A 20,088-nucleotide genomic window follows, 5' to 3' on the forward strand; every position below is an offset into this window, starting at 1 on the left:
CCGGCGCCCCCGGCGGACGCGTGTTCAGCTTGCCGCTTCGTCCGGCCGCACCCGGAACCAGGCCGCGTACAGCGCCGGCAGGAACACCAGGGTCAGCACCGTGCCGACGATCAACCCACCCATGATCGAGATCGCCATCGAGCCGTAGAACGCGCTGCGCGAGAGCGGGATCATCGCCAGCACCGCGGCCAGCGCGGTCAGCACGATCGGGCGGAAGCGGCGCACGGTGGCGTCGATGATGGCGTGCCAGCGGTCGTGGCCGGCGTCGATGTCCTGCTGGATCTGGTCCACCAGGATCACCGAGTTGCGCATGATCATGCCCGCCAGCGCGATGGTGCCCAGCAGCGCCACGAAGCCGAACGGCACGCGGAAGATCAGCAGGAACAGGGTCGCGCCGATGATGCCCAAGGGCGCTGTGACCAGCACCATCGCCGCGCGCGAGAAGCTGCGCAGCTGCAGCATCAGCAGGGTCACCACCACGATCAGGAACAGCGGCATGCCGGCCTTGATCGAGTTCTGCCCGCGCGCCGAATCCTCCACCGTGCCGCCGACTTCCAGCAGGTAGCCGTCCGGCAGCGCGGCGCGGATGCCGTCCAGGGTCGGCAGGATCTGCCCGGTGACCTCCGGCGGCAGCAGGCCGTCGGCGATGTCCGCGCGCACGGTGACCGTGGGCAGGCGGTTGCGGTGCCAGATGATGCCGTCTTCGAACACATACTCGAGCCGGGCCACCTGCGACAGCGGTACCGCGGTGCCGCTGGGCGTGGGAATGGCCAGGCTGGCGAGCAGGTCCAGCTGGGCGCGCTCCTCGTCCGGGCCGCGCAGCAGCATGCCGATCTGTCGGTTGCCTTCGCGGTAGGTGCTGACCTGCATGCCCGACAGCGAACTGCCCAGGAAGTGCGCGATCTGCGCGCTGCTCACGCCCAGCGCGCGAGCGCGGTCCTGGTCCACCACCAGCCGCACCACCTTGCTCGGCTCGGACCAGTTGAGGTTGACGTTGGCCACGTGCGGGTTCTGCCGCACCTTGTCGGCCACCTGGCGGGCGATGGCCTGCACCCGCTCGATGTGCTCGCCGGACACGCGGAACTGCACCGGGTAGCCCACCGGCGGGCCGTTCTCCAGCCGGGTCACGCGCAGCTGCACGTCGCTGAACTGCGGCACCACTTCCTTCAGCAGCCAGTCGCGCACGTCCTCGCGCGCATGGATGTCCTGCGCCAGCACCACGAACTGGGCGAAGTTGGTCGCCGGCAGCTGCTGGTCCAGCGGCAGGTAGAAGCGCGGCGAGCCGCTGCCCACGTAGCCGACATAGTTGGCGATGCCCTCGCGCTGTTTGAGCAGTGCTTCCAGCTTGCGCGCCTGCGCCTGGGTGGCGGTCAGCGACGCGCCCTCGGCCAGCTCGATGTCCACCATCAGTTCCGGCCGGGTCGAGTCCGGGAAGAACTGCTGCGGCACGAAACGGAACATCGCCAGCGAGAATACGAACAGGCCGATGGTGGCGAAGATCACCAGCCAGCGGCGGCGCAGGCAGGCGTCCAGGAACGCGCGGAAGCGCTGGTAGAACGCGCTCTTGTACGGGTCGTGGTCGTGCGCCAGCTGCTTTGGCCGCACCAGGTTGGCCAGCGCCGGATTGCGGTCGGCCCAGCGCAGGCGCAGCGCGTGCCAGCGCCCGGCAAGGCTGCCCGGCTTCGGCGGCTGCGGGTTGTGCAGGTCCGGCAGCATCTTGTCGCCCAGGTACGGGATGAACAGCACCGCGGCGATCCACGACACCACCAGGGCGATGGTCACCACCTGGAACAGCGAACGGGTGTACTCGCCGGTGCTCGAGGCGGCGGTGGCGATGGGCAGGAAGCCGGCGGCGGTGATCAGCGTGCCGGTCAGCATCGGGAACGCGGTCGATTCCCAGGCGAAGCTGGCCGCGCGCAGGCGGTCGTAGCCCTGCTCCATCTTGGTGGCCATCATCTCCACCGCGATGATCGCGTCGTCCACCAGCAGGCCCAGCGCCAGCACCAGCGCGCCCAGCGAGATCTTGTGCAGGCCGATGTCGAACTGGTGCATGACGAAGAAGGTCATCGCCAGCACCAGCGGGATCGACACCGCCACCACCAGCCCGGTGCGCCAGCCCAGCGAGAAGAAGCTCACCAACAGCACGATCACCACTGCCTCGGTCAGCACCTTGACGAACTCGCCCACCGATTCCTTCACCGCGTGCGGCTGGTCGGAAACCTTGCGCAGCTCCATGCCCGCCGGCAGCGTCTTCTGCAGCCGCGCGAACTCGTCGTCCAGCGCCTTGCCGAGCTTGAGGATGTCGCCGCCGTCCTTCATCGCCACCGCGATGCCGATGGCGTCCTCGCCCATGAAGCGCATCTTCGGCGAGGCCGGGTCGGCGAAGCCGCGCTTGACCTGGGCGATGTCGCCCAGGCGCACGGTGCGGTCGCCGGCGCGGATCGGGAACGCGGCGATGTCCTGCACCGACTGGAACTGGCCGGTCACGCGCAGCTGCACGCGGTCGCTGGCGGTCTCGAACCAGCTGGCCGGGGTGATCGCGTTCTGGTCGGCCAGCGCCTGCTGCACCTGCTGCAGCGACACGCCCAGCGTGGCCAGCTTGGTGTTGGACAGCTCGATCCACACCTTCTCGTCCTGCAGGCCGAGCAGGTCCACCTTGCCGACGTCGGCCACGCGCTGCAGTTCCAGCTGGATGCGGTCGGCGTAGTCGCGCATCAGCGCGTAGTCGAAGCCCTTGCCGGTCAGCGCGTAGATGTTGCCGAAGGTATCGCCGAACTCATCGTTGAAGAACGGCCCGACCACCTCGGCCGGCAGCTGCGAGCGGATGTCGCCGACCTTCTTGCGCACCTGGTAGAACAGCTCCGGCACGTCCTTGGAGCGCATCGAATCGCGCGCCATGAAGATCACCTGCGATTCGCCCGGCCGCGAGTACGACTGGATGAACTCGAACTGCCCGGTGTTCATCAGCGCCTTCTCGATCGGCTCGGTCACCTGCCGCGAGACCTGCTCGGCGGTGGCGCCCGGCCACGCGGTCTGCACCACCATCGCCTTGAACGTGAACGGCGGGTCCTCGGACTGGCCGAGGTGCTTGTAGGACCAGGCACCGATGACCGCCAGCGCGATCATCATGAACAGCACCAGCGCGCGGTTGCCCAGCGCCCATTCGGAGAGGTTGAAGCGGCGCACGCCTCAGTCCTCCTGCCTGGCGGAAGCAGGGGCGGCCAGCACCGGCTTGTTGGCCCGGTCCACCGCCGTCACCGGATGCCCCTCGCGCAGCAGGTGGCCGCCGGCGGCGACCACCCAGTCTCCGGGCTGCAGGCCCGACAGCACCGGCACGCTGTCCGCACCGTAGGCGCCAAGCCGCACCTCGCGCAGCTGCAGCATGCCCTTGGCCGGGTCCACCACCCACACGCCAGCCTGCTGCGGGCCCTTGCCCGGCTGCACCGCCGCCAGCGGCACGCTCAGCGCGCCGCCCTTGCCGTGGGCCACGTAGACGCGCGCGCTCTGCCCCAGTTCCACCGCATCCAGCGCCTCGGCCGCCAGGCTCACGCGCGTGGCGTAGGTGCGCGCCTGCGCGTCGGCGGCCGGCGCGATCTCGCGGATCGTGCCGGGCCAGCGCCTGCCGGGGCTGTTCCACAGTTCCACTTCCACCGCCTGGCCCACCGCGAAATCGCGGATGCCGCTTTCCGGCAGGGCGATGGCGACCTCGCGGGCGCCGTCGGCCGCCAGCGTATAGATGGTCTGGCCGGCGGCGACCACCTGCCCGGCTTCGGCCTGGCGGCTGGCGATCACGCCATCGGCGGGCGCGCGCAGCTGCGCATAGCCGGCCTGGTTGCGGGCCACGTCCAGGTTGGAACGGGCCGCGTCGGCCTGCCCCTGCGCCGCCTTCAGCGCGGCGGTCTGCGCGTCCAGCGCCGAACGGCTGACCAGTTGCTGCCCGGCCAGCGCGGCATAGCGCCGGTGCTCGTCGCGTGCGCGCACCAGGTCGGCTTCGGCGGCGGCGTACTGCGCCTGCGCCGCGCGCGCCTGCAGCGCGTAATCGGCCACGTCCAGTTCGGCCAGCAGCTGGCCCTTCTTCACCCGCTGGCCGGCGTCGACCTCGCGCCGCAGCAGGTTGCCCCCCACCCGGAACGACAGCGCCGCTTCCTCGCGGGCCCGTACTTCGCCCGGATAGGCGGTGACGGCGTCGCCACCTCCCTGCGGGTGGACGACCAGGACCGGTACGGCATGTGCGGGAGCGGGCTCGGATTTGCCGCAGGCGGCCAGCAGGGCCAACAACAGGGAACCGCCAATCCATCGAGCAGTTTTCATGGGTGAGGATCGCAGGGTGGGGGAAAGGGATGGCGGGTTCGCCGCCATTACTGAACGACGCGGTATAGTATAAATACAAAACCAATTGGTCTAGTATTCGCGCATGTCTTCGCATCCGTCCTCCCCCACCTCCGGCAAGCCCGCCCCGCGCGGCGCCGGTCCCGGCCGCCCCAAGGACCTGGGCAAGCGCGCCGCGATCCTGGAAACGGCCAAGGAAATGTTCATCGAACTGGGTTTCAACGGCGTGAGCATGGACGGCATCGCCGCCGGCGCCGGCGTCTCCAAGCTCACCGTCTACAGCCATTTCGGCGACAAGGAGGCCCTGTTCTCCGAGGCGATCCAGGCCAAGTGCGCGGAGATGATGCCGGACGAGTTGTTCGTGACCGACAGCGAAGGCCCGCTGCGCGACCAGCTGCGCGGCATCGGCCAGGCGTTCTTCGCCCTGATCAGCAGCGACGCGGCCATCGCCACCCAGCGCATGATGATGACGCCGGAGACCGACGACCGGATCCGGCAGATGTTCTGGCAGGCCGGCCCGCAGCGCACCGAGATGGCGCTGGCCGAGTTCCTCGGCGCCCGCGTGGCGCGCGGCGAGCTGGCCATCGACGACCTGCACCTGGCCGCGCGCCAGTTCTTCTGCCTGATCAAGGGCGAGCTGCACGCGCACATGATGTGCGGGCTGTGCCCGGCACCGGAGCAGCGCGACGCCGATGCCCACATCGCCACCACGGTCGATTTCTTCATCCGCGCCTATGCGCCCCGCCCGTAACCTGAACGAACCGGAGGTCGTGATGACTTCCGGCACTGCGGACCTGCCACGGGCACGGCGATGCTTGCCCCGCACTGCCCGCGCCAACCGGTAAAATGGCCGGCCCACTGCGCCGGATTGACGAGACACCATGACGATCGATTACTCCCACGCCCGCGAACTGATGGTCGAACAGCAGGTACGTCCCTGGGACGTGCTGGACCTGCGCGTGCTGGACGTCCTGGCGCGGTTGCCGCGCGAAGCCTTCGTGGCCGAGTCGCACAAGGCCCTGGCCTATGCCGACATCGAACTGCCGCTGGGCCATGGCCAGAAGATGATGAAGCCGGTCGTCGAAGGCCGCATGCTGCAGGCGCTGGACCTGCAGCCGGGCGACGAAGTACTGGAAATCGGCACCGGCAGCGGTTTCATCAGCGCCTGCCTGGGCGAACTGGCGCGTGAAGTGCTGAGCCTGGAAATCCAGCCGGAACTGGCCGAGCGCGCCCGCGCCAGCCTGGATGCCGCCAAGCTGGGCTCCAACGTGCGCATCGAGGTCGCCGACGCGCTGCAGTGGCAGACCCAGCGCCACTTCGACGCCATCTGCATCACCGGCGCGGTGGATGCCGTGCCGGCGCACATCCTGAAGTGGCTGCGCCCCGGCGGCCGCCTGTTCGTCGTGCAGGGCCGCTCGCCGGTGATGGAAGCGGTGCTGGTCAAGGCCGACGGCAGCGTGCAGTCCCTGTTCGAAACCGACATCGACTATCTGCAGGGTGCCGCTCCGGCCCCGCAGTTCCATCTCTGATCCGCTACATCCAAGGAAGCCGCAATGATCCGCCGATCCCTCGCCCTTGCGCTGGCTGTCGCCCTCTCGCCGCTGGCGGCCAACGCCGCCGACCTGCTGCAGGTCTACGAAATGGCCCGCAACGGCGATCCGCAGCTGGCCTCCGCAGAGTCCAACCGGCTGTACACCAAGGAAGGCCAGGTGCAGGCGCGCGCGGCGCTGCTGCCCTCGCTCAACGGCCAGGCCACGCTGAACCGTACCCGCACTTCGCTGGAAGGCGTCAGCGGATCGACCACCGGCACCGCGCGCCGTTACGGCATCAACGGTGAGCAGACCCTGTTCAACTGGACCCAGTTCGCCAACCTGCGCGCGCAGCGCGAGATCAGCAAGGCGGCCGACTTCGACCTGGAATCGGCGAACGACGACCTGATCGTGCGCACCGCCACCACCTACTTCAACGTGCTGGTGGCGATCGAATCGCTCAGCGCGGCGCAGACCAACGAAGCGGCGGCCAAGAAGCAGTTCGACTACGCCGACAAGCGCCTGGAAGTGGGCCTGGCGCCGATCACCGACGTGCACGAAGCCCGCGCCCAGTACGACCAGGCGCGCGCCAACACCATCCTCGCCCGCAATACGCTGGCCGACGCCTACCAGGCGCTGAGCGAGCTGACCGGCCAGCCGGTGCAGGGCCTGCGCAGCCTGCCGGAGGATTTCCGTCCGGAACTGCCGGCCAACCGCGGCGACGTCGACAAGCTGGTGGCCGATGCGATCGCGCAGAACCCGGCGCTGAAGGCGCAGGAACTGAAGGTCAACGCCGCCGAATCCAGCGTCTCGGCCGCCCGCGGCGGCCACTACCCGACCCTCACCCTGGGCGGCAGCTGGGGCAAGAGCGCCAATTGGGGCGACAGCGTCGGCGCCTCGTCGTCCGGCCCGGATGCGACCACCAACTCGATCGGCCTGACCCTGAACGTGCCGATCTTCGCCGGTGGCGCCACCCAGTCCTACGTGCGCCAGGCCCTGGCCCAGCGCGACATGGCCCAGGACGGCTACGAGCAGCAGAAGCGCGCGCTGGACCGCAATACCCGCAACGCCTACCAGGCGGTGGTGGCCGGCATCAGCGAGGTCGAGGCGCGCCGCCTGGCCGTGGTGTCCGCGCAGAGCGCCTACGATGCCTCGCAGGTCGGCCTGGAAGTCGGTACCCGTACCGTGCTGGACGTGGTGCAGAACCAGCGCACCCTGTTCCAGGCCAAGCTCGACTATGCCCAGGCCCGCTACAACTTCCTGCTCAGCCGCCTGCAGCTCAGCCAGGCCATCGGCGCGCTGGACGTGGCCGAGGTGCAGGACGTCAACCGCCTGCTGACCCAGGATGCCGAAGCGCAGCTGGCGCCGGGCAACCTGCAGTAATCCCGCCGCACCCGGCGTGGAAACGGAAAAGGCGGGCTTCGGCCCGCCTTTTCCGTATTTGGCGCAACCACCGGCGATGCCGGGTTCTGTAGATGCGGGGCTCGCCCGCATGGACCTCCGGCGACGTTCCTGCGGGGCCGGCCCCGCACCTACTCCGGTGCCGGCAGGCGCGGCCCGATCAGCTCCAGCGTCCGTTCCAGCGCGCCGCGGCCATTGGCGACCAGTTCGGCGCCGGCCTCGACCATCCGCTGGCGGGCCGGCGCGTCGCCCAGCAGATGCAGCAGTTCGTCGCCGAGCCGGGCGGCGTCCTCGAGGATGCGCAGCGCGCCCGCTTCGCTCATGCGCCGCGAGATCTCGGCGAAGTTGTGCAGGTGCGGACCGGTGATCACCGCCGCGCCCATCGCCGCCGGCTCCAGCAGGTTGTGCCCGCCGATGGCCTGCAGGCTGCCGCCGACGAAGGCCACCTGCGCGCAGGCGAAGAACGGCACCAGTTCGCCCAGCGTGTTGATCACGAACACCTGCGTGTCCGCGCCTGGCCAACGCTCCGCGCTGCGGGTGGCCACGCGCCAGCCCTGCGCCCGCACCGACGCTTCCACCTTGCCGAACCGCTCCGGGTGCCGCGGCGCCCACAGCAGCAGGGCGTCGGGATGGCGCTCCAGCACGCGCGCATGCAGGTCGATGACCGCCTGCTCTTCGCCCTCGTGCGTGCTCGCGGCGATCCACACCACGCGCCCGGCCGGCACATGCGCGTGGAAGGCGACGAGCAGCGGCGCCGGGTCCGGCGGATGGATGTCGAACTTCAGGTTGCCCAGCGCGCAGACCTGCTCCTGTCGTGCGCCCAGCACGACGAAACGGCGCGCATCCTCGCGCGACTGCGCGGCCACGCAGGCCACCGTGCGCAGCGCGCGCCCCACCAGCGGCCGCAACAGCCGGTAGCCCTTCAGCGACCGTGCCGACAGCCGCGCGTTGAGGATGTAGACCGGAATGCCGCGGTCGCGGCAGCCGAACAGCAGGTTCGGCCACAGCTCGGTTTCCAGGATCAGCGCCAGGCTCGGGCGGAAATGGTCGAGGAAACGCCCGGCGCTGCCCGGCACGTCGTACGGCAGGTAGACATGGTCCACCGCCTCGCCCCACAGCGCGCGCACCCGCTGCGACCCGGTCGGGGTGATGGTGGTGATGACCCAGCGGATGTCCGGACGCTGCCGGCGCAGTGCGTTCACCACCGGCGCGGCGGCATTGACCTCGCCCACCGACACCGCGTGCAGCCAGACGCAGGGCCGGTGGCCGCTCTCCGGATAGGACGCATAGCGTTCGTCCCAGCGCTGGAAGTATTCGCGCACGCGGAAACCGCGCCAGACCAGGTGATAGACGGTGATGGGCAGCAGCAGGTACAGCAGGGCCGAATACAGGCCCCGCAGCAGCAGTTCGACGGGATCCTTGCGCATGCGGCGAGGATACCTAGGTGCGGGGAACGAGTGGGGGGGAAACGGGTGAAAGCAACCGTCCCGGCACAGCCGCTTCCACCTGTTCCCGTTCTTCTGCACGCGTTCCTCATTAGAATCCCCCCATGTCCGACAGCCCCACCACCGCCACCCGCCCACCGCTGTGGCAGCCCCGCCACTGGCCGACGTTCGCCTGGCTGGCGCTGGCCATGCTCGGCGCGCGCCTGCCCTGGTTCCTGCAGCGTGCGATCGGCCGCGGCATCGGCTGGCTGGCGCTGCACCTGGCCCGCTCCCGCCGGCATGCCGCCGAAGTGAACATCCGCCTGTGCTTTCCCGGACAGGACGAGGCCTGGCGCCGGCAACTGCTGCGCGACAGCTTCGATGCGCTGGGCGTGGGCATCTTCGAGTTCGCGCGCGCCTGGTGGGGCGGCATCGACGCCATCCGCCCGCGGGTGCAGATCGAAGGGCTGGAACACCTGCGGGCATTGCAGGCCGAAGGACGCGGCGTGCTGCTGGTCTCCGGCCACTTCATGACCCTGGAGATGTGCGGGCGCCTGCTGTGCGACCACGTGCCGCTGGCCGGCATGTACCGCCGCTACCGCAATCCGGTGATGGAATGGGCGGTCAAGCGCGGCCGCCTGCGTTATGCGTGCGCGATGTTCGCCAACGAGGACATCCGCGCCACCGTGCGCCACCTGAAGAAGGGCGGTTTCCTCTGGTACGCGCCCGACCAGGACATGCGCGGCAAGGATTCGGTGTTCGTGCCGTTCTTCGGCATGCCGGCGTCCACCATCACCGCCACGCACCAGTTCGCGCGCCTGACCGGCTGCGCCGTGGTGCCCTACTTCCATCGCCGCGAGGGCGGGCGCTACCTGTTGAAGATCGCCCCGCCGCTGCCGGATTTCCCCACCGAAGACGCGGTCGCCGACACCGCGCGCGTCAATGCCGCCATCGAGGACATGGTGCGCGAGGCGCCGGCGCAGTACCTGTGGATCCACCGCCGCTTCAAGCGGCAGCCGGAAGGGCGCAGCCGCTTCTACGAACGGAAGCGCTGAACGCCCGCGTCCGCGTCGTCGGATACGGCCAGCAGCGCGCCGGCGAACAGCGCCGCCAACAGCAGGGTCAGGCTGCCCCAGAACGCCGAATAGAACGCCAGGTGGGTGTTGAACGGGAATACCGTCACCGCCAGCGCGAGCGCGGCCGGACGCGCGCGCGCGCGCGCCGCCTCATCGGCATAGCGCCAGGCCCGCCATGCCATCGCCGCACCGGCCAGCCACAGCAACAGCCCCAGCAGGCCGGTTTCGGCCAGGATTTCCAGCACGATCTGGTGCGCGTGGAAGGCCGGCCCCGCGCCCCAAGCGGCCTGCTGCCCGGCCGCCGGATCGCAGTGCGGATAGGCGTTGCGGAACTCGCGCACGCCCACGCCGTTGAGCGGGTTCTCCCGCACCATGCACAGCGCCGCCGACCAGATCTGGCTGCGCCCGGACAGCGCCGCGTCGACGCCGGCGGCATCGCCGCTCATCGCCAGCGTGGTGCGCGCGATGCGCTCGCGCACCTGCGTGGAAACGCCGGCCAGCACCACCATGCCCAAGGCGCCCGACAGCAGCGCCAGCGCCATCCACTTCCTGCCGAGCAGGCGCCAGCCGGAAAACAGCAGCACCAGCGCATAGGTGATCCATGACGCGCGCGAACCGGCCAGGACGATCACCACGCCGACCAGCAGCGCCGACAGCAACCAGCCGGCGCGCCCCCAGCGCGACGCGCTGGCGAACAGTAGGAAAGGCGAAACGCTGGCCAGCACCTGGCCGAACTTCAGGTTGCAGGGCCCGAACACGCCGCTGAGCCGGTCCGCCGCCGCCACTTCCTCGGCGCTGCACAGGCCATGGCCGTTGACCAGCCATTTGAGCTGGTCCATCGACCAGAACAGCGGGCTGGTTCCGGCCGCCGCCTGCGCCAATGCATCCAGCACCCACACCGCGACGATGACCGCCAGCCCGGTGAAGGTGATGCGGCGCCGCGCCGCCGTCGCCACCGCGATGGCGACCAGCCACATGAAGGGCAGATAGCGCAGGCCCGCGGCCGCCTTGCCCCATGCCCTGGACGGATCGGCCGCACCGATCGCCGACAGCAGCTGCGGCAGCCAGTAGGCGAAGAACAGCACGCTGGTCAGCGCCCACGCCGGCACGCTGAGCAGGGGGCGGATGCCGCCGTTGAGCCGCAGCTGCAGCAGGCGCGACGCGGTGAACAGTGCACCCAGCGCCAGCACCGCCTCGGCGATGCCGGGCGCCGGCCACGCCGCGACGAAGGCAATCACCCAGGCCGGCGCCCACTTCCCAGGAAGCGTCGCGGACGGCGGGCGGGAATCAACCGACAAGTTCGCCATAGATATCCAGCGTCGCGCGCTGCATCGCGCGCAGGGTGTAGGGAATCCGTCGCGGCAGCGACGGCGGTTGCCGCAGCAGTTCCAGGGCGCGCGCCGCCAACGCCGTCGCATCGCCCCTGGGTACCGCGCCGCCGGGCTGCAGTTCGGCCAGCAGTTCGCCCACGCCGCCGTGGTCCCAGCCCAGCACCGGGCGGCCCACGGCCAGCGCTTCCAGCACGGTGCGGCCGAACGCTTCGGGCTTGTCCGACAGCTGCAGCACCAGGTCGCTGGCCGCATAGGCCTGTGCGATCCGCGCCGTCGGCCCGGTGATGGCGAGTGCGTCGGCGATGCCCAGCGCCGCGGCCTGTTGCTCGAGCCCGCGCACGTAGGCCTCGCGCCCGGGTTCGCGCGCACCGGGCATCCACAGCCGCGCCGGCACCGATTGCGCATGCAGCGCCGCCAGCAGGCGCAGCGCGTGCGCATGCCCCTTCAGGCGCGTGCCGCGGCCGGGCAGCAGCAGCAGCGGTCCGCCGCCGGCCAGCGCCGGATGCAGGGCGTCCACCGCCAGCCGCGGGCGACGGTCGGTGGACGCCACGTGCGGGAACTGCGCCGGGTCCACGCCGCGCGGAACCACCCGCAGGCGCTGCGGGTCGGTGGCCGGGTAATGCGCGAGCAGGTAGTCGCGCACGGTCCTGGACACGCAGATCACCCGTTCGCCGCTGGCCATGATGCCGCTGTAGCGGCCCGGCGAGTTCAGCCCATGCATGGTCGTGACCCAGTGCGGACGCCGCTCGCGCGGCAGGCCGCGCAGCGCGTGCCAGCCCAGCCAGGCCGGCAGCCGCGAACGCGCGTGCACGATGTCCGCGCCGGTCTCGGCGAACAGCCGCCGCAGCGACACCACGTGGCGCAGGGTCAGCAGCGACTTGCGGCCGATGTCCAGCGCCAGGTGTTCGGCGCCGGCATCCAGCAGCGGCTGCACCAGGCGACCGCCGGCGGAGACCACGATGGCGCGATGCCCCGCCTCCACCAGCGCCTGGGCGATTTCCAGCGTCGAGCGCTCGACGCCACCGGAGTGCAGCGCCGGCAGCAACTGCACCACGGTCAGGCGGCGCATGCGGGCGTTCAGTCGACCAGCACGAACACCGCGCCGCAGTACGGGCAGGCGGCTTCGCCGTTGGGTTCGTTCTCGATCGGCAGGTAGACCCGCGGATGCGAATTCCACAGCGCCATCTCCGGCGTCGGGCAGCTCAACGGCAGGTCGGCACGGTGCACGTTGTAGCGTTTCTGCGCGTTGGCGGGCGCGGTGGCGGTATGGCTCATGGCGTCATTCACACAGGAAAACCGGGACCGGCCAATTCTAGCAGCGCCGGACAGGGCATGAGCCTGGCCGGGCATAACCGCGCGCCATGCCCGTCGCCACTCTTTTCAGTGGTCCGGGCGGCGGCGCCCTCCTATGGTGGCCTGGCATCCATCGCGCCGTCCGGGGAATCGCCGTGCCGCCCATCGTCCGTCTTGCCGCCGCCATCGCCCTGCTGTCGCTGTGCTCCCCTGGCCGGGCCGCGGCCCGCCAGGCGGCCGACCTGGTGATCGCCGGCGGGTACGTCCATGACGGCAGCGGCGCGCCGGCGGTGGTCGGCGACGTGGTCGTCGCCGGCGACCGGGTGGTCGCGGTCGGCCCCGGTGCCGGCAGGCGCTACACGGCCATGCGCACCATCGACGCCACCGGCAGGATAGTCGCGCCCGGCTTCATCGATCCGCACACCCATCCCTACACCTATATCCGCTCGGATGATGCGGGCGTGCGCCGCAATGCACCGTGGCAGTATCAGGGCGTGACCACCATCGCCCATGGCGTGGACGGCGGCGGTACCCCGGAGGTGGCCCGCGAAAGCGCGGAATTCGCCCGCGCCGGGGTCGGCACCAACCTCGTCCCCTATGTCGGTTTCGGCCCGGTGCGGCGCGCCGTGCTCGGCCATGCCGCGCGCGCGCCGACGGCCGCGGAGCTGCAGCGCATGCGCGAACTGGTGGCGCAGGGCATGTGCGAGGGCGCGCTGGGCTTTTCCACCGGGCTGTTCTACGCGCCGCAGAGTTTCGCCGGCCGCGACGAAGTGGTGGCGCTGGCGCGCGAGGCGGCGGTCCGCGGCGGGCTGTACGACACGCACCAGCGCGACGAGTCGTCCTACGACATCGGCCTGCTCGCCTCCACGCGCGAGGCCCTGTCCATCGGCCGCGAGGCGGGGCTGCCGGTGCACATCGCGCACCTGAAGGCGCTGGGCACCGACGTGCACGGCATGGCGCCGGCGCTGGTGGAACTGGTGGAGCAGGCCCGCGCGCAGGGGCAGCGGGTCACCGCCGACCAGTACCCGTGGCTGGCGTCGGGGACCGGCATCACCGCCGCGCTGCTGCCGCGCTGGGCCGTGGACGGCGGCAACGCCGCGCTGCGGGAACGGCTGCAGGATCACGCGCAGCGCGAACGCATCCGTACCGCGATGCGCGAAAACCTGCAGCGTCGCGGCGGCGCCGGGGCCCTGCTGCTGATCTCCGCCGGGCAGGAGTGGACCGGCAGGACGCTGGCGGCGATGGCTGGCCAATGGAAGCTGGACCCGATCGATGCGGCGCTGCGCATCATCGAGCACGGCATCGACCATCCGGACCGGAACAGCGGCTCGGTGGCCTCGTTCAACATGGACGAGGACGACGTGCAGCGGCTGATGCGCCAGCCGTGGATGGTCACCAGCTCCGACGGCAACGATGGACACCCGCGGCAGTACGCCAGCTTTCCGCTGAAGTACCAGCGCTACGTGCGCGAGCTGGGCGTGCTGAGCACGGAGGACTTCATCCACCGCTCCACGGCGCTGACCGCGCGCATCCTGGGCCTGCGGGAACGCGGCGAACTGCGGCCGGGGTTCTTCGCGGACGTGGTGGTGTTCGACCCGCAGCGGTTCATGCCGCACGCCGACTACCTGCATCCGCGCGAGCTGTCTTCCGGCGTCGCCCTGCTGCTGGTCAACGGCGTCATCGCCATCGAGGACGACGTGCAGACCGACGCGCTTGCTGGCCGCGTACTGCGGCATTCGCCGCCGCCGGGCACCTGCCCCTGACCGCGAGGGTGGCGGCGGCGCGATGCCGGCCACCCGCACCGCACCCGCGTTGCAGCGCCTGCGTTGCGCCTTTGCCGTGCGCGCAGCGCGCCCACGCGCGATAACCGCAAGCTATGCCCGACCGACGCAACGGAAAGCCTGCGCGCGTACATCCGTGGCTACCATCCGGGCATGCGGATGTTCCGCGTCCATGCAAGGGGAAAACGCACGATGAAACCGCAACCCGCTCTTTCCGTCCTGAGCCTCATGCTCGCATCGGCCATCGCCATGGACGCGGCCGCCGCGCAGGAACAGGCATCGCCCGCGGCCGCGGCCGGCGACGATCCGCAGCAGACCAAGGCCACCACGCTCGACAGCGTGGTCGTGGTCGGCAGCCGCTTCGCCGGCAACAGCCAGACCGGCATGCTGCCGGTGAACACCGTTTCGGAAGAAGACATCCAGGCCACCGGCGCGGTGTCCGGCGAGGATCTGCTGCAGAGCCTGCCGCAGGTGGGCGACATGATGTTCGACAACACCGACACCGCATCGAACCTCAACGCCGCGCGCGGCGACGTGGGCTCGGTCAACCTGCGCAACCTCGGCACCGGCAATACCCTGCTGCTGGTCAACGGCCGGCGCATGGTCAACCACCCCGGCACCCAGACCGAGAACTTCGTTCCGCGGCAGACCGCCAACATCAACGCCATCCCGCTGTACGGCGTGAAACGCATGGAAACGCTGCTGGGCGGCGCCTCGGCGCTGTACGGTTCCGACGCCGTGGCCGGCGTGATGAACGTGGTGATGGACACGCATTTCCAGGGCCTGAAGATCCAGGGCCAGTACGGGGGATCGGAGGGCACGGACTTCCGCCAGGGCAACCTCAACTTCAAGGCCGGGCACTGGTTCAACGACGGCCGCACCCGCGTCACCGTGCTGGGCGGGCACACCTATCGCAGCGTGATGGAGGCTTCCGAGCGCGACTACTCGGCCAACCAGGACCACACGGATTTCATGGTCGGCACGCCTTGGGAAGGCATGACCGCGTTCGACGACCGCACCACGTCCAGCGCGTGGGGCGTGTTCCAGACCGTCAACGGCCGCCAGGTCAAGCAGAACGGGAAGAACATCACCAACAGCAGCGGCAGCTTCCATATCGAGCCCATCCCCAACGGCTGCGCCACCCTGCTCAACGACGACGTCTGCATCCAGACCGGCGCGCAGAGCACCGCCATCGACCGTCCGCTGCGCTTCAACGCCAATTCGCAGCGTTACCTGATGGGCGGGCTGGGCCGCAACAACCTGTTCGGCACCCTCGAGCACGACATCGACGACAACTTCGTCGCCTTCGGTGAACTGAACTACTACCAGTCGAAGTACGAAGGCATGCGCGAGCAGGCCGCCTCGCTCGCCGCCGCGCCGATCATCGTGCCCGCGTCCAACTACTGGAATCCGTTCGGCGCGAAGTACCTGGCCGACGGCTCGCTCAACCCCAACCGCCTGCCCGGCCTGAACATCGCCGACGAAGGCGTGGACCTGCGCATCAGCAACTACCGCGCCACCGAAACCACGCGCCCGTACACGGTCGACGACGACTCCTACCGCGTCATGGCGGGCGTGCGCGGCCTGCTGGCAGGCTTCGACTGGGAGAGCGCCGTGCTGTATTCGCGCGCCACCACCCTGGATACCCAGCACGGCTCGATCAGCAACACCCTGTTCTCGCAGGCGCTGGCGCGCAACGACCCCGGCGCCTACAACCCCTTCGGCGGCGGCAACCTGCAGGACTGGTCGGCGCCCAGCAACGCGCCCAACGACCCGGCCACCATCGCCAGCTTCCTGGTGCCGGTGAAACGCCGCGCCACCGCCTCGCTGTTCCAGGTGGACACGCGCTTCACCCGCGAGCAGCTGTTCGCCCTGCCCGCCGGCGACGTGGGCCTGTCCTTCGGCGCCGAGTGGCGGCGCGAGACGCTGGCCGACGAGCGCGACGACCGCATGAACGGCACCCTCACCTATACCAATCCGCTGACCGGCGACATCACCTCGGACGTGCTCGGCGCCAGCCCGGCCGGCAATACCAGCGGCGACCGCAACGTGGCCTCTGCCTACGTCGAGTTCGCGGTGCCGCTGGTGAAGCCGGACATGGGCATCCCGCTGGTGCGTTCGCTGGACCTGCAGATCGCCGGGCGCTGGGAGCACTATTCGGACTTCGGCAACGTCTCCAATCCGAAGGTCGCGCTGGCCTGGGACGTGTTCGACGGCTTCATGCTGCGTGGCAACTGGTCCACCAGCTTCCTGGCGCCCAACATCCTGCAGATGTATTCGGACGGCACCGTGGTCAGCAACAGCCGCCTGGACTACTACCAGTGCGAAGCCGACGTGCGCGCCGGCCGCATCGCCAGCTTCAGCCAGTGCGGCAAGTCGTACAGCACCCAGGCGGTGCGCGAGGGCAACCTCGACCTGAAACCGGAGACCTCGGAGGCGTGGTCGGCGGGCATGGTGTTCCAGCCACGCTTCCTGCCGCGCACGGCCGGGCAGTTCACCTTCACCATGGACTACTGGTCCATCGAACAGGAGGACATGATCGCCGTCACCGGCGAGCAGACCCACCTGGCGCTGGACTACCTGCTGCGCATGCAAGGGTCGTACAACCCCAACGTGCTGCGCGAGGAGCCCGACGACGCCAAGCGCGACAACTTCGCCGGCACCGGGCTGGAGGCGGTCGGCAACGTGCTGCAGGTGCGCGACCAGTACACCAACCGCCTGCCCCGCCTTACCCGCGGCATCGACTTCGGCCTGTCCTGGCGGCTGCGCAGCGACCGCTTCGGCACCTTCAATGCCAGCCTCGACGCCAGCCGGCTGATCGAGCAGACGCAGATGCCCTCGGACCTGGAAAGCATGATCGAGCAGGCGCAGCAGTCCGGGCTGATCAGCAGCGGCTTCACCATCCGCAGCGCCGGCAACCTGCTGGGCATCAACGGCACCCCGGAATGGCGCGCCTCGTTCAACGCCAGCTGGCGCTACCGCGACTGGAGCGTGGGTACCTTCGTGCGCCATGTCGGCGCCTTCGATTCAAGCGATGCGCAGCTGGCCGACGGCACGCTGTACCGGATCCCGGCCTGGACCACCACCAACCTGTGGCTGGAACGCCGCTTCGGCAAGGTCGGCAACCTGCTGGACAACAGCAGCGTGCGCCTGACCGTGCGCAACGTCACCGACCGCGACCCGCCGCTGTCCGCCCGCAGCCTGGGCTTCTACTCGTCACTGCACAATGCGCTGGGCCGCGGCTATTACCTGACCCTGACCAAGTCCTTCGACTGAGCGGACGCGGCCATCACGCGGCGATGCGGGGTGCCGCGGAGCGCGGCGGCCGGCGGACAGGCGATCCGTGCCGATCGCCGCGTCCCCGGGCATGCGGACGCCGGAACCGGAAAGCCGGTTCCGGTGGTGCCGGGTCACATCACGGCTGGCGGCCCGGAGCGCCGGACGGAGAAGGCCTCCGACTCAGGACAGGATGCCCAGCAGCCCACCCACGCCGATGCCGACCACGGTACCTACAAAGAGACCCGCCAGGAACTGCAGCCGCAGCGGATCGGAGATGCCGCGCCTGCCGTCGTGGTCCGCACTCTTCTTGAACATGCCTCGTCTCCCGGTATGAACAGAACGCGGAGGGGCGCGTGGATCGCGCGCGAAAGCGGGACCCCTTCCCGCCTGCAACCTCCCTGTTCCCTCCGCAGGGCGCTCCCGCCGATCGAGAGAATCCCCCCTGTCTCTCGAAGGCTCTCCGGCCTCACCGGGATTTCACACGAAATGCCGCGCCTGCCGTAACTGTCAGGATTGACAGGTTCGCCCCCCCCTTTGCCGCCACCAGCAGGCCCCCGGGGCCATCGACAGGCGAGTCACCCCCCGTTCCCGGCGGTGTTTCGCGGCTCCCGGGCCGGGCGCCCGGCCAGTTCGATCCAGCAGGCGAAGGTGGGGTGGCCCTCGACCATCACCGGCGGCCCGGCGCGGTGCACATGGAAGCCGGTCCGGCGCAGCAGGCGCTCCATCGCCAGCGGCGAGACCGTGATGAGCCGCTTCCCGCCCAGGCCTTCCACGTGGTCGGCGGCCAGCTGCAGGATGTCCAGCGCCAGCGCGGACGGCCGCAGCGTGGCGATGCCGGTGCGCGCGCCCTGCAGGTCCATCACCGCGAAGCGCGACAGCTCCCATACCTCTTCCGAACAGGGCGGCGGCAACCCGTTCATCAGTTCCGGGAACATCTCGCCCAGCAGATACGGGCCCACGGTCGGCAGCAACCGCGCGTAGCCGACGATGTCGTGCCGTTCGTCGCGGGCGATCACGTGCACGGTTTCCGGCTGGTCGAAGCGGTCGCGCTCGATTCCCGGCGGCGTATCCATGCGCCAGCCCAGCGTTTCGACGAAAACCCGGTAACGGTATCGGCCCAGCGCCTCGTTGAGCAGCGGCGACAGGTTGCCCGCGCTGGCAAGGATGAACTCCATGACGCACCCCCCGTTCCTGATGGATGGGGAATGAGTCTTGCAATGCAGCACAGGCGTGATAACTGTCAGGATTGACAGGTCATGGAGCACCCGGCAGCAGGGCGGCGTACCTCCATACGAGCCGCGCGCCGACCGGATGGAACCGCGTTCCGGCCGGATGTCAGCGGAAACCGACGGCCTCCAGCACCACCGGTTTCCATTCCAGCGCTTCGACCAGCCGCTGCAGGCAGCGCGCGGTACGGTCCGGCCCGATGTCCCTGCCCTGCTCATCCACCAGCATCACGTTGCTGCGCGGGGTGTCCCGGCAGGCGGCGGACAGCGGCCGCGACAGGGTATCGATATGCCAGTCCCAGCCCACCGAAACGGCCGGAACGGACGTGGTGGCCCATTCGGTATAGCCGCTGATGTCCGAGTGGACCGCCCCCGCGGCACCGGTGCGCCGTTCCTCGTCCAGTCCCGACACCAGGTGCACGAGCCGCAGTTGGTCCAGCGCCCGGCGTGGAAGGCGGATGTAACCATCGTCGTCCATCATTATCATGCGGCCTATGGCAGTGCAGGCGGCAGTGGTGCACTGCGCCGGGCGGTCGGGTTGCCCAATCTAGATGCCCGGCGCATGCGCTGGAAACTGTCAGTGCTGACAGTAGCGCCGGGCCGGGATCACGATTTCATCGGGGGCTGGAAATGGAGGCGTGGCGGGAAGACCAACTCAATGCGCTGCTGGCGCCGGGCGGACAGGAAGACCTGTTCGGCACGGTCGCCGGGCTGGTGCGTGCGCTGGGCTTCGAGCACTGCGCCTATGGCATGCGCGCGCCGCTGCCGCTGGCGCAGCCGGAGATCGTGATGCTCAACGACTACCCGGAAGCCTGGCAGAAGCGCTACCACGACAACGCCTACCTGCTGGTCGACCCCACCGTCCGCCAGGGCGCGGCGTCGCTCGATCCCTTCGCCTGGTCCAACTCCGACGATCCGCTCGATCCGGCCGCCGCGTTCTGGGAGGACGCGCGCCTGCACGACATCACCTGCGGCGTGTCGCTGCCGGCACTGGCGGCCAACAGCGTGCGCGGCATGCTGACCGTGACCCGCGGCGGTGAAAAGCTCGATCCGCTGGAACTGCGCGCCCGGTGGTCGCAACTGGTCTGGCTGGGCCAGGTCGCCCACCACGGGCTGGCGCGGGAAATGCTCGCGCGCTGGCGCGCCACCTCGCGCGAGGCCATGAGCGGGCGCGAGATCGAAATCCTGCGCTGGGTCGCCGAAGGCCACACCAACCGCCAGATCGCCGCGCGCCTGAACATCACCGAGCGCACGGTCAACTTCCACCTGAACAACGCCATGGCCAAGCTGGAGGTGGGCAACCGCACCGCCGCGGCCGTGCGCGCGGTGGTGCTGGGCATCATTGCCTGATCCGGCCGCAACCGGCCGGCAGCAGAAAATCGCGATCTCCAGGAACGACAAGGCCGGCGTGCGCCGGCC

Annotated in this window: 16 protein-coding genes; 7 read left to right on the forward strand and 9 right to left on the reverse strand. The window is 69.9% G+C overall.

The window, feature by feature from the left end:
• Positions 1–24: 24 nt before the first annotated feature.
• Entirely contained in the window at positions 25–3,186 is a 3,162-nt protein-coding gene (locus tag AC06FP_RS09665) for an efflux RND transporter permease subunit (protein WP_456118243.1), read from the reverse strand.
• Between the two features lie 3 nt (positions 3,187–3,189).
• Positions 3,190–4,311 carry an efflux RND transporter periplasmic adaptor subunit gene (locus tag AC06FP_RS09670; protein WP_478075334.1) on the reverse strand — a complete coding sequence of 374 codons (1,122 nt, stop codon included), beginning with the start codon at positions 4,309–4,311 and terminating at the stop codon, positions 3,190–3,192.
• A 103-nt stretch (positions 4,312–4,414) separates the two neighbouring features.
• On the opposite strand from AC06FP_RS09670, the gene AC06FP_RS09675 reads away from it, so the two are divergent.
• From AC06FP_RS09675 to AC06FP_RS09685, 3 genes are all read left to right on the forward strand, one after another.
• A complete protein-coding gene (locus AC06FP_RS09675) occupies positions 4,415–5,080 on the forward strand; it encodes a TetR/AcrR family transcriptional regulator (protein ID WP_478075335.1) in 666 nt (221 codons plus the stop codon).
• Between the two features lie 130 nt (positions 5,081–5,210).
• Positions 5,211–5,858 carry a protein-L-isoaspartate O-methyltransferase family protein gene (locus AC06FP_RS09680; protein WP_456118240.1) on the forward strand — a complete coding sequence of 216 codons (648 nt, stop codon included), beginning with the start codon at positions 5,211–5,213 and terminating at the stop codon, positions 5,856–5,858.
• Between the two features lie 24 nt (positions 5,859–5,882).
• Entirely contained in the window at positions 5,883–7,241 is a 1,359-nt protein-coding gene (locus AC06FP_RS09685; RefSeq protein ID WP_478075336.1) for a TolC family outer membrane protein, read from the forward strand.
• 149 nt (positions 7,242–7,390) lie between these two features.
• Here the strand turns inward: AC06FP_RS09685 and waaA are convergent, their stop codons facing one another.
• On the reverse strand, positions 7,391–8,686 hold the full coding sequence (waaA, locus tag AC06FP_RS09690) for a lipid IV(A) 3-deoxy-D-manno-octulosonic acid transferase (RefSeq protein ID WP_478075337.1): 1,296 nt from the start codon (positions 8,684–8,686) through the stop codon (positions 7,391–7,393).
• A gap of 122 nt (positions 8,687–8,808) precedes the next feature.
• Between waaA and AC06FP_RS09695 the strand changes: the two genes are divergently transcribed.
• Positions 8,809–9,738, forward strand: a complete 930-nt coding sequence (locus AC06FP_RS09695) for an LpxL/LpxP family Kdo(2)-lipid IV(A) lauroyl/palmitoleoyl acyltransferase (protein WP_456118237.1) — start codon at positions 8,809–8,811, stop codon at positions 9,736–9,738.
• On the opposite strand, the gene AC06FP_RS09700 is transcribed toward AC06FP_RS09695, so the two are convergent.
• From AC06FP_RS09700 to AC06FP_RS09710, 3 genes are read right to left on the reverse strand one after another with little or no spacing between them, the layout of a single operon-like run.
• Positions 9,720–11,066, reverse strand: coding sequence for an O-antigen ligase family protein (locus AC06FP_RS09700; protein WP_478075338.1), 1,347 nt, complete (start codon positions 11,064–11,066; stop codon positions 9,720–9,722). The genes AC06FP_RS09695 and AC06FP_RS09700 overlap by 19 nt on opposite strands.
• The gene (locus AC06FP_RS09705; protein ID WP_456118235.1) at positions 11,047–12,159 is read right to left on the reverse strand and encodes a glycosyltransferase; all 1,113 of its coding nucleotides are present in this window, start codon (positions 12,157–12,159) and stop codon (positions 11,047–11,049) included. Before AC06FP_RS09705 ends, AC06FP_RS09700 begins: the two co-directional genes overlap by 20 nt.
• Before the next feature lie 8 nt (positions 12,160–12,167).
• On the reverse strand, positions 12,168–12,365 hold the full coding sequence (locus AC06FP_RS09710) for a zinc-finger domain-containing protein (protein WP_456118234.1): 198 nt from the start codon (positions 12,363–12,365) through the stop codon (positions 12,168–12,170).
• Between the two features lie 173 nt (positions 12,366–12,538).
• Between AC06FP_RS09710 and AC06FP_RS09715 the strand changes: the two genes are divergently transcribed.
• Positions 12,539–14,146, forward strand: a complete 1,608-nt coding sequence (locus AC06FP_RS09715) for an N-acyl-D-amino-acid deacylase family protein (RefSeq protein WP_478075339.1) — start codon at positions 12,539–12,541, stop codon at positions 14,144–14,146.
• 210 nt (positions 14,147–14,356) lie between these two features.
• Complete coding sequence (locus AC06FP_RS09720; protein WP_478075340.1) at positions 14,357–17,440, forward strand: TonB-dependent receptor domain-containing protein; 3,084 nt, start codon at positions 14,357–14,359, stop codon at positions 17,438–17,440.
• Between the two features lie 183 nt (positions 17,441–17,623).
• Here the strand turns inward: AC06FP_RS09720 and AC06FP_RS09725 are convergent, their stop codons facing one another.
• From AC06FP_RS09725 to AC06FP_RS09735, 3 genes are all read right to left on the reverse strand, one after another.
• Complete coding sequence (locus tag AC06FP_RS09725) at positions 17,624–17,758, reverse strand: hypothetical protein (RefSeq protein ID WP_456118231.1); 135 nt, start codon at positions 17,756–17,758, stop codon at positions 17,624–17,626.
• A 260-nt stretch (positions 17,759–18,018) separates the two neighbouring features.
• Positions 18,019–18,618, reverse strand: coding sequence for an acyl-homoserine-lactone synthase (locus tag AC06FP_RS09730; RefSeq protein ID WP_478075341.1), 600 nt, complete (start codon positions 18,616–18,618; stop codon positions 18,019–18,021).
• 160 nt (positions 18,619–18,778) lie between these two features.
• Positions 18,779–19,147 (reverse strand): DUF4902 domain-containing protein, encoded by a 369-nt coding sequence (locus tag AC06FP_RS09735; protein ID WP_478075342.1) that lies wholly within the window; start codon positions 19,145–19,147, stop codon positions 18,779–18,781.
• A gap of 152 nt (positions 19,148–19,299) precedes the next feature.
• Here AC06FP_RS09735 and AC06FP_RS09740 point away from each other — a divergent pair, with 152 nt between their 5' ends.
• Positions 19,300–20,019, forward strand: a complete 720-nt coding sequence (locus AC06FP_RS09740; protein WP_478075343.1) for an autoinducer binding domain-containing protein — start codon at positions 19,300–19,302, stop codon at positions 20,017–20,019.
• Positions 20,020–20,088: the final 69 nt, after the last annotated feature.

This window comes from Stenotrophomonas sp. Steno-Z2, from assembly GCF_056393235.1.

Bases quoted from the DNA above. Each gene is read 5' to 3' on its own strand.
- AC06FP_RS09670 (WP_478075334.1), bottom strand. From the start codon at position 4,311: ATGAAAACTGCTCGATGGATTGGCGGTTCCCTGTTGTTGGCCCTGCTG.
- AC06FP_RS09675 (WP_478075335.1), top strand. From the start codon at position 4,415: ATGTCTTCGCATCCGTCCTCCCCCACCTCCGGCAAGCCCGCCCCGCGC.
- AC06FP_RS09680 (WP_456118240.1), top strand. From the start codon at position 5,211: ATGACGATCGATTACTCCCACGCCCGCGAACTGATGGTCGAACAGCAG.
- AC06FP_RS09685 (WP_478075336.1), top strand. From the start codon at position 5,883: ATGATCCGCCGATCCCTCGCCCTTGCGCTGGCTGTCGCCCTCTCGCCG.
- waaA (WP_478075337.1), bottom strand. From the start codon at position 8,686: ATGCGCAAGGATCCCGTCGAACTGCTGCTGCGGGGCCTGTATTCGGCC.
- AC06FP_RS09695 (WP_456118237.1), top strand. From the start codon at position 8,809: ATGTCCGACAGCCCCACCACCGCCACCCGCCCACCGCTGTGGCAGCCC.
- AC06FP_RS09700 (WP_478075338.1), bottom strand. From the start codon at position 11,066: ATGGCGAACTTGTCGGTTGATTCCCGCCCGCCGTCCGCGACGCTTCCT.
- AC06FP_RS09705 (WP_456118235.1), bottom strand. From the start codon at position 12,159: ATGCGCCGCCTGACCGTGGTGCAGTTGCTGCCGGCGCTGCACTCCGGT.
- AC06FP_RS09710 (WP_456118234.1), bottom strand. From the start codon at position 12,365: ATGAGCCATACCGCCACCGCGCCCGCCAACGCGCAGAAACGCTACAAC.
- AC06FP_RS09720 (WP_478075340.1), top strand. From the start codon at position 14,357: ATGAAACCGCAACCCGCTCTTTCCGTCCTGAGCCTCATGCTCGCATCG.
- AC06FP_RS09725 (WP_456118231.1), bottom strand. From the start codon at position 17,758: ATGTTCAAGAAGAGTGCGGACCACGACGGCAGGCGCGGCATCTCCGAT.
- AC06FP_RS09730 (WP_478075341.1), bottom strand. From the start codon at position 18,618: ATGGAGTTCATCCTTGCCAGCGCGGGCAACCTGTCGCCGCTGCTCAAC.
- AC06FP_RS09735 (WP_478075342.1), bottom strand. From the start codon at position 19,147: ATGGACGACGATGGTTACATCCGCCTTCCACGCCGGGCGCTGGACCAA.
- AC06FP_RS09740 (WP_478075343.1), top strand. From the start codon at position 19,300: ATGGAGGCGTGGCGGGAAGACCAACTCAATGCGCTGCTGGCGCCGGGC.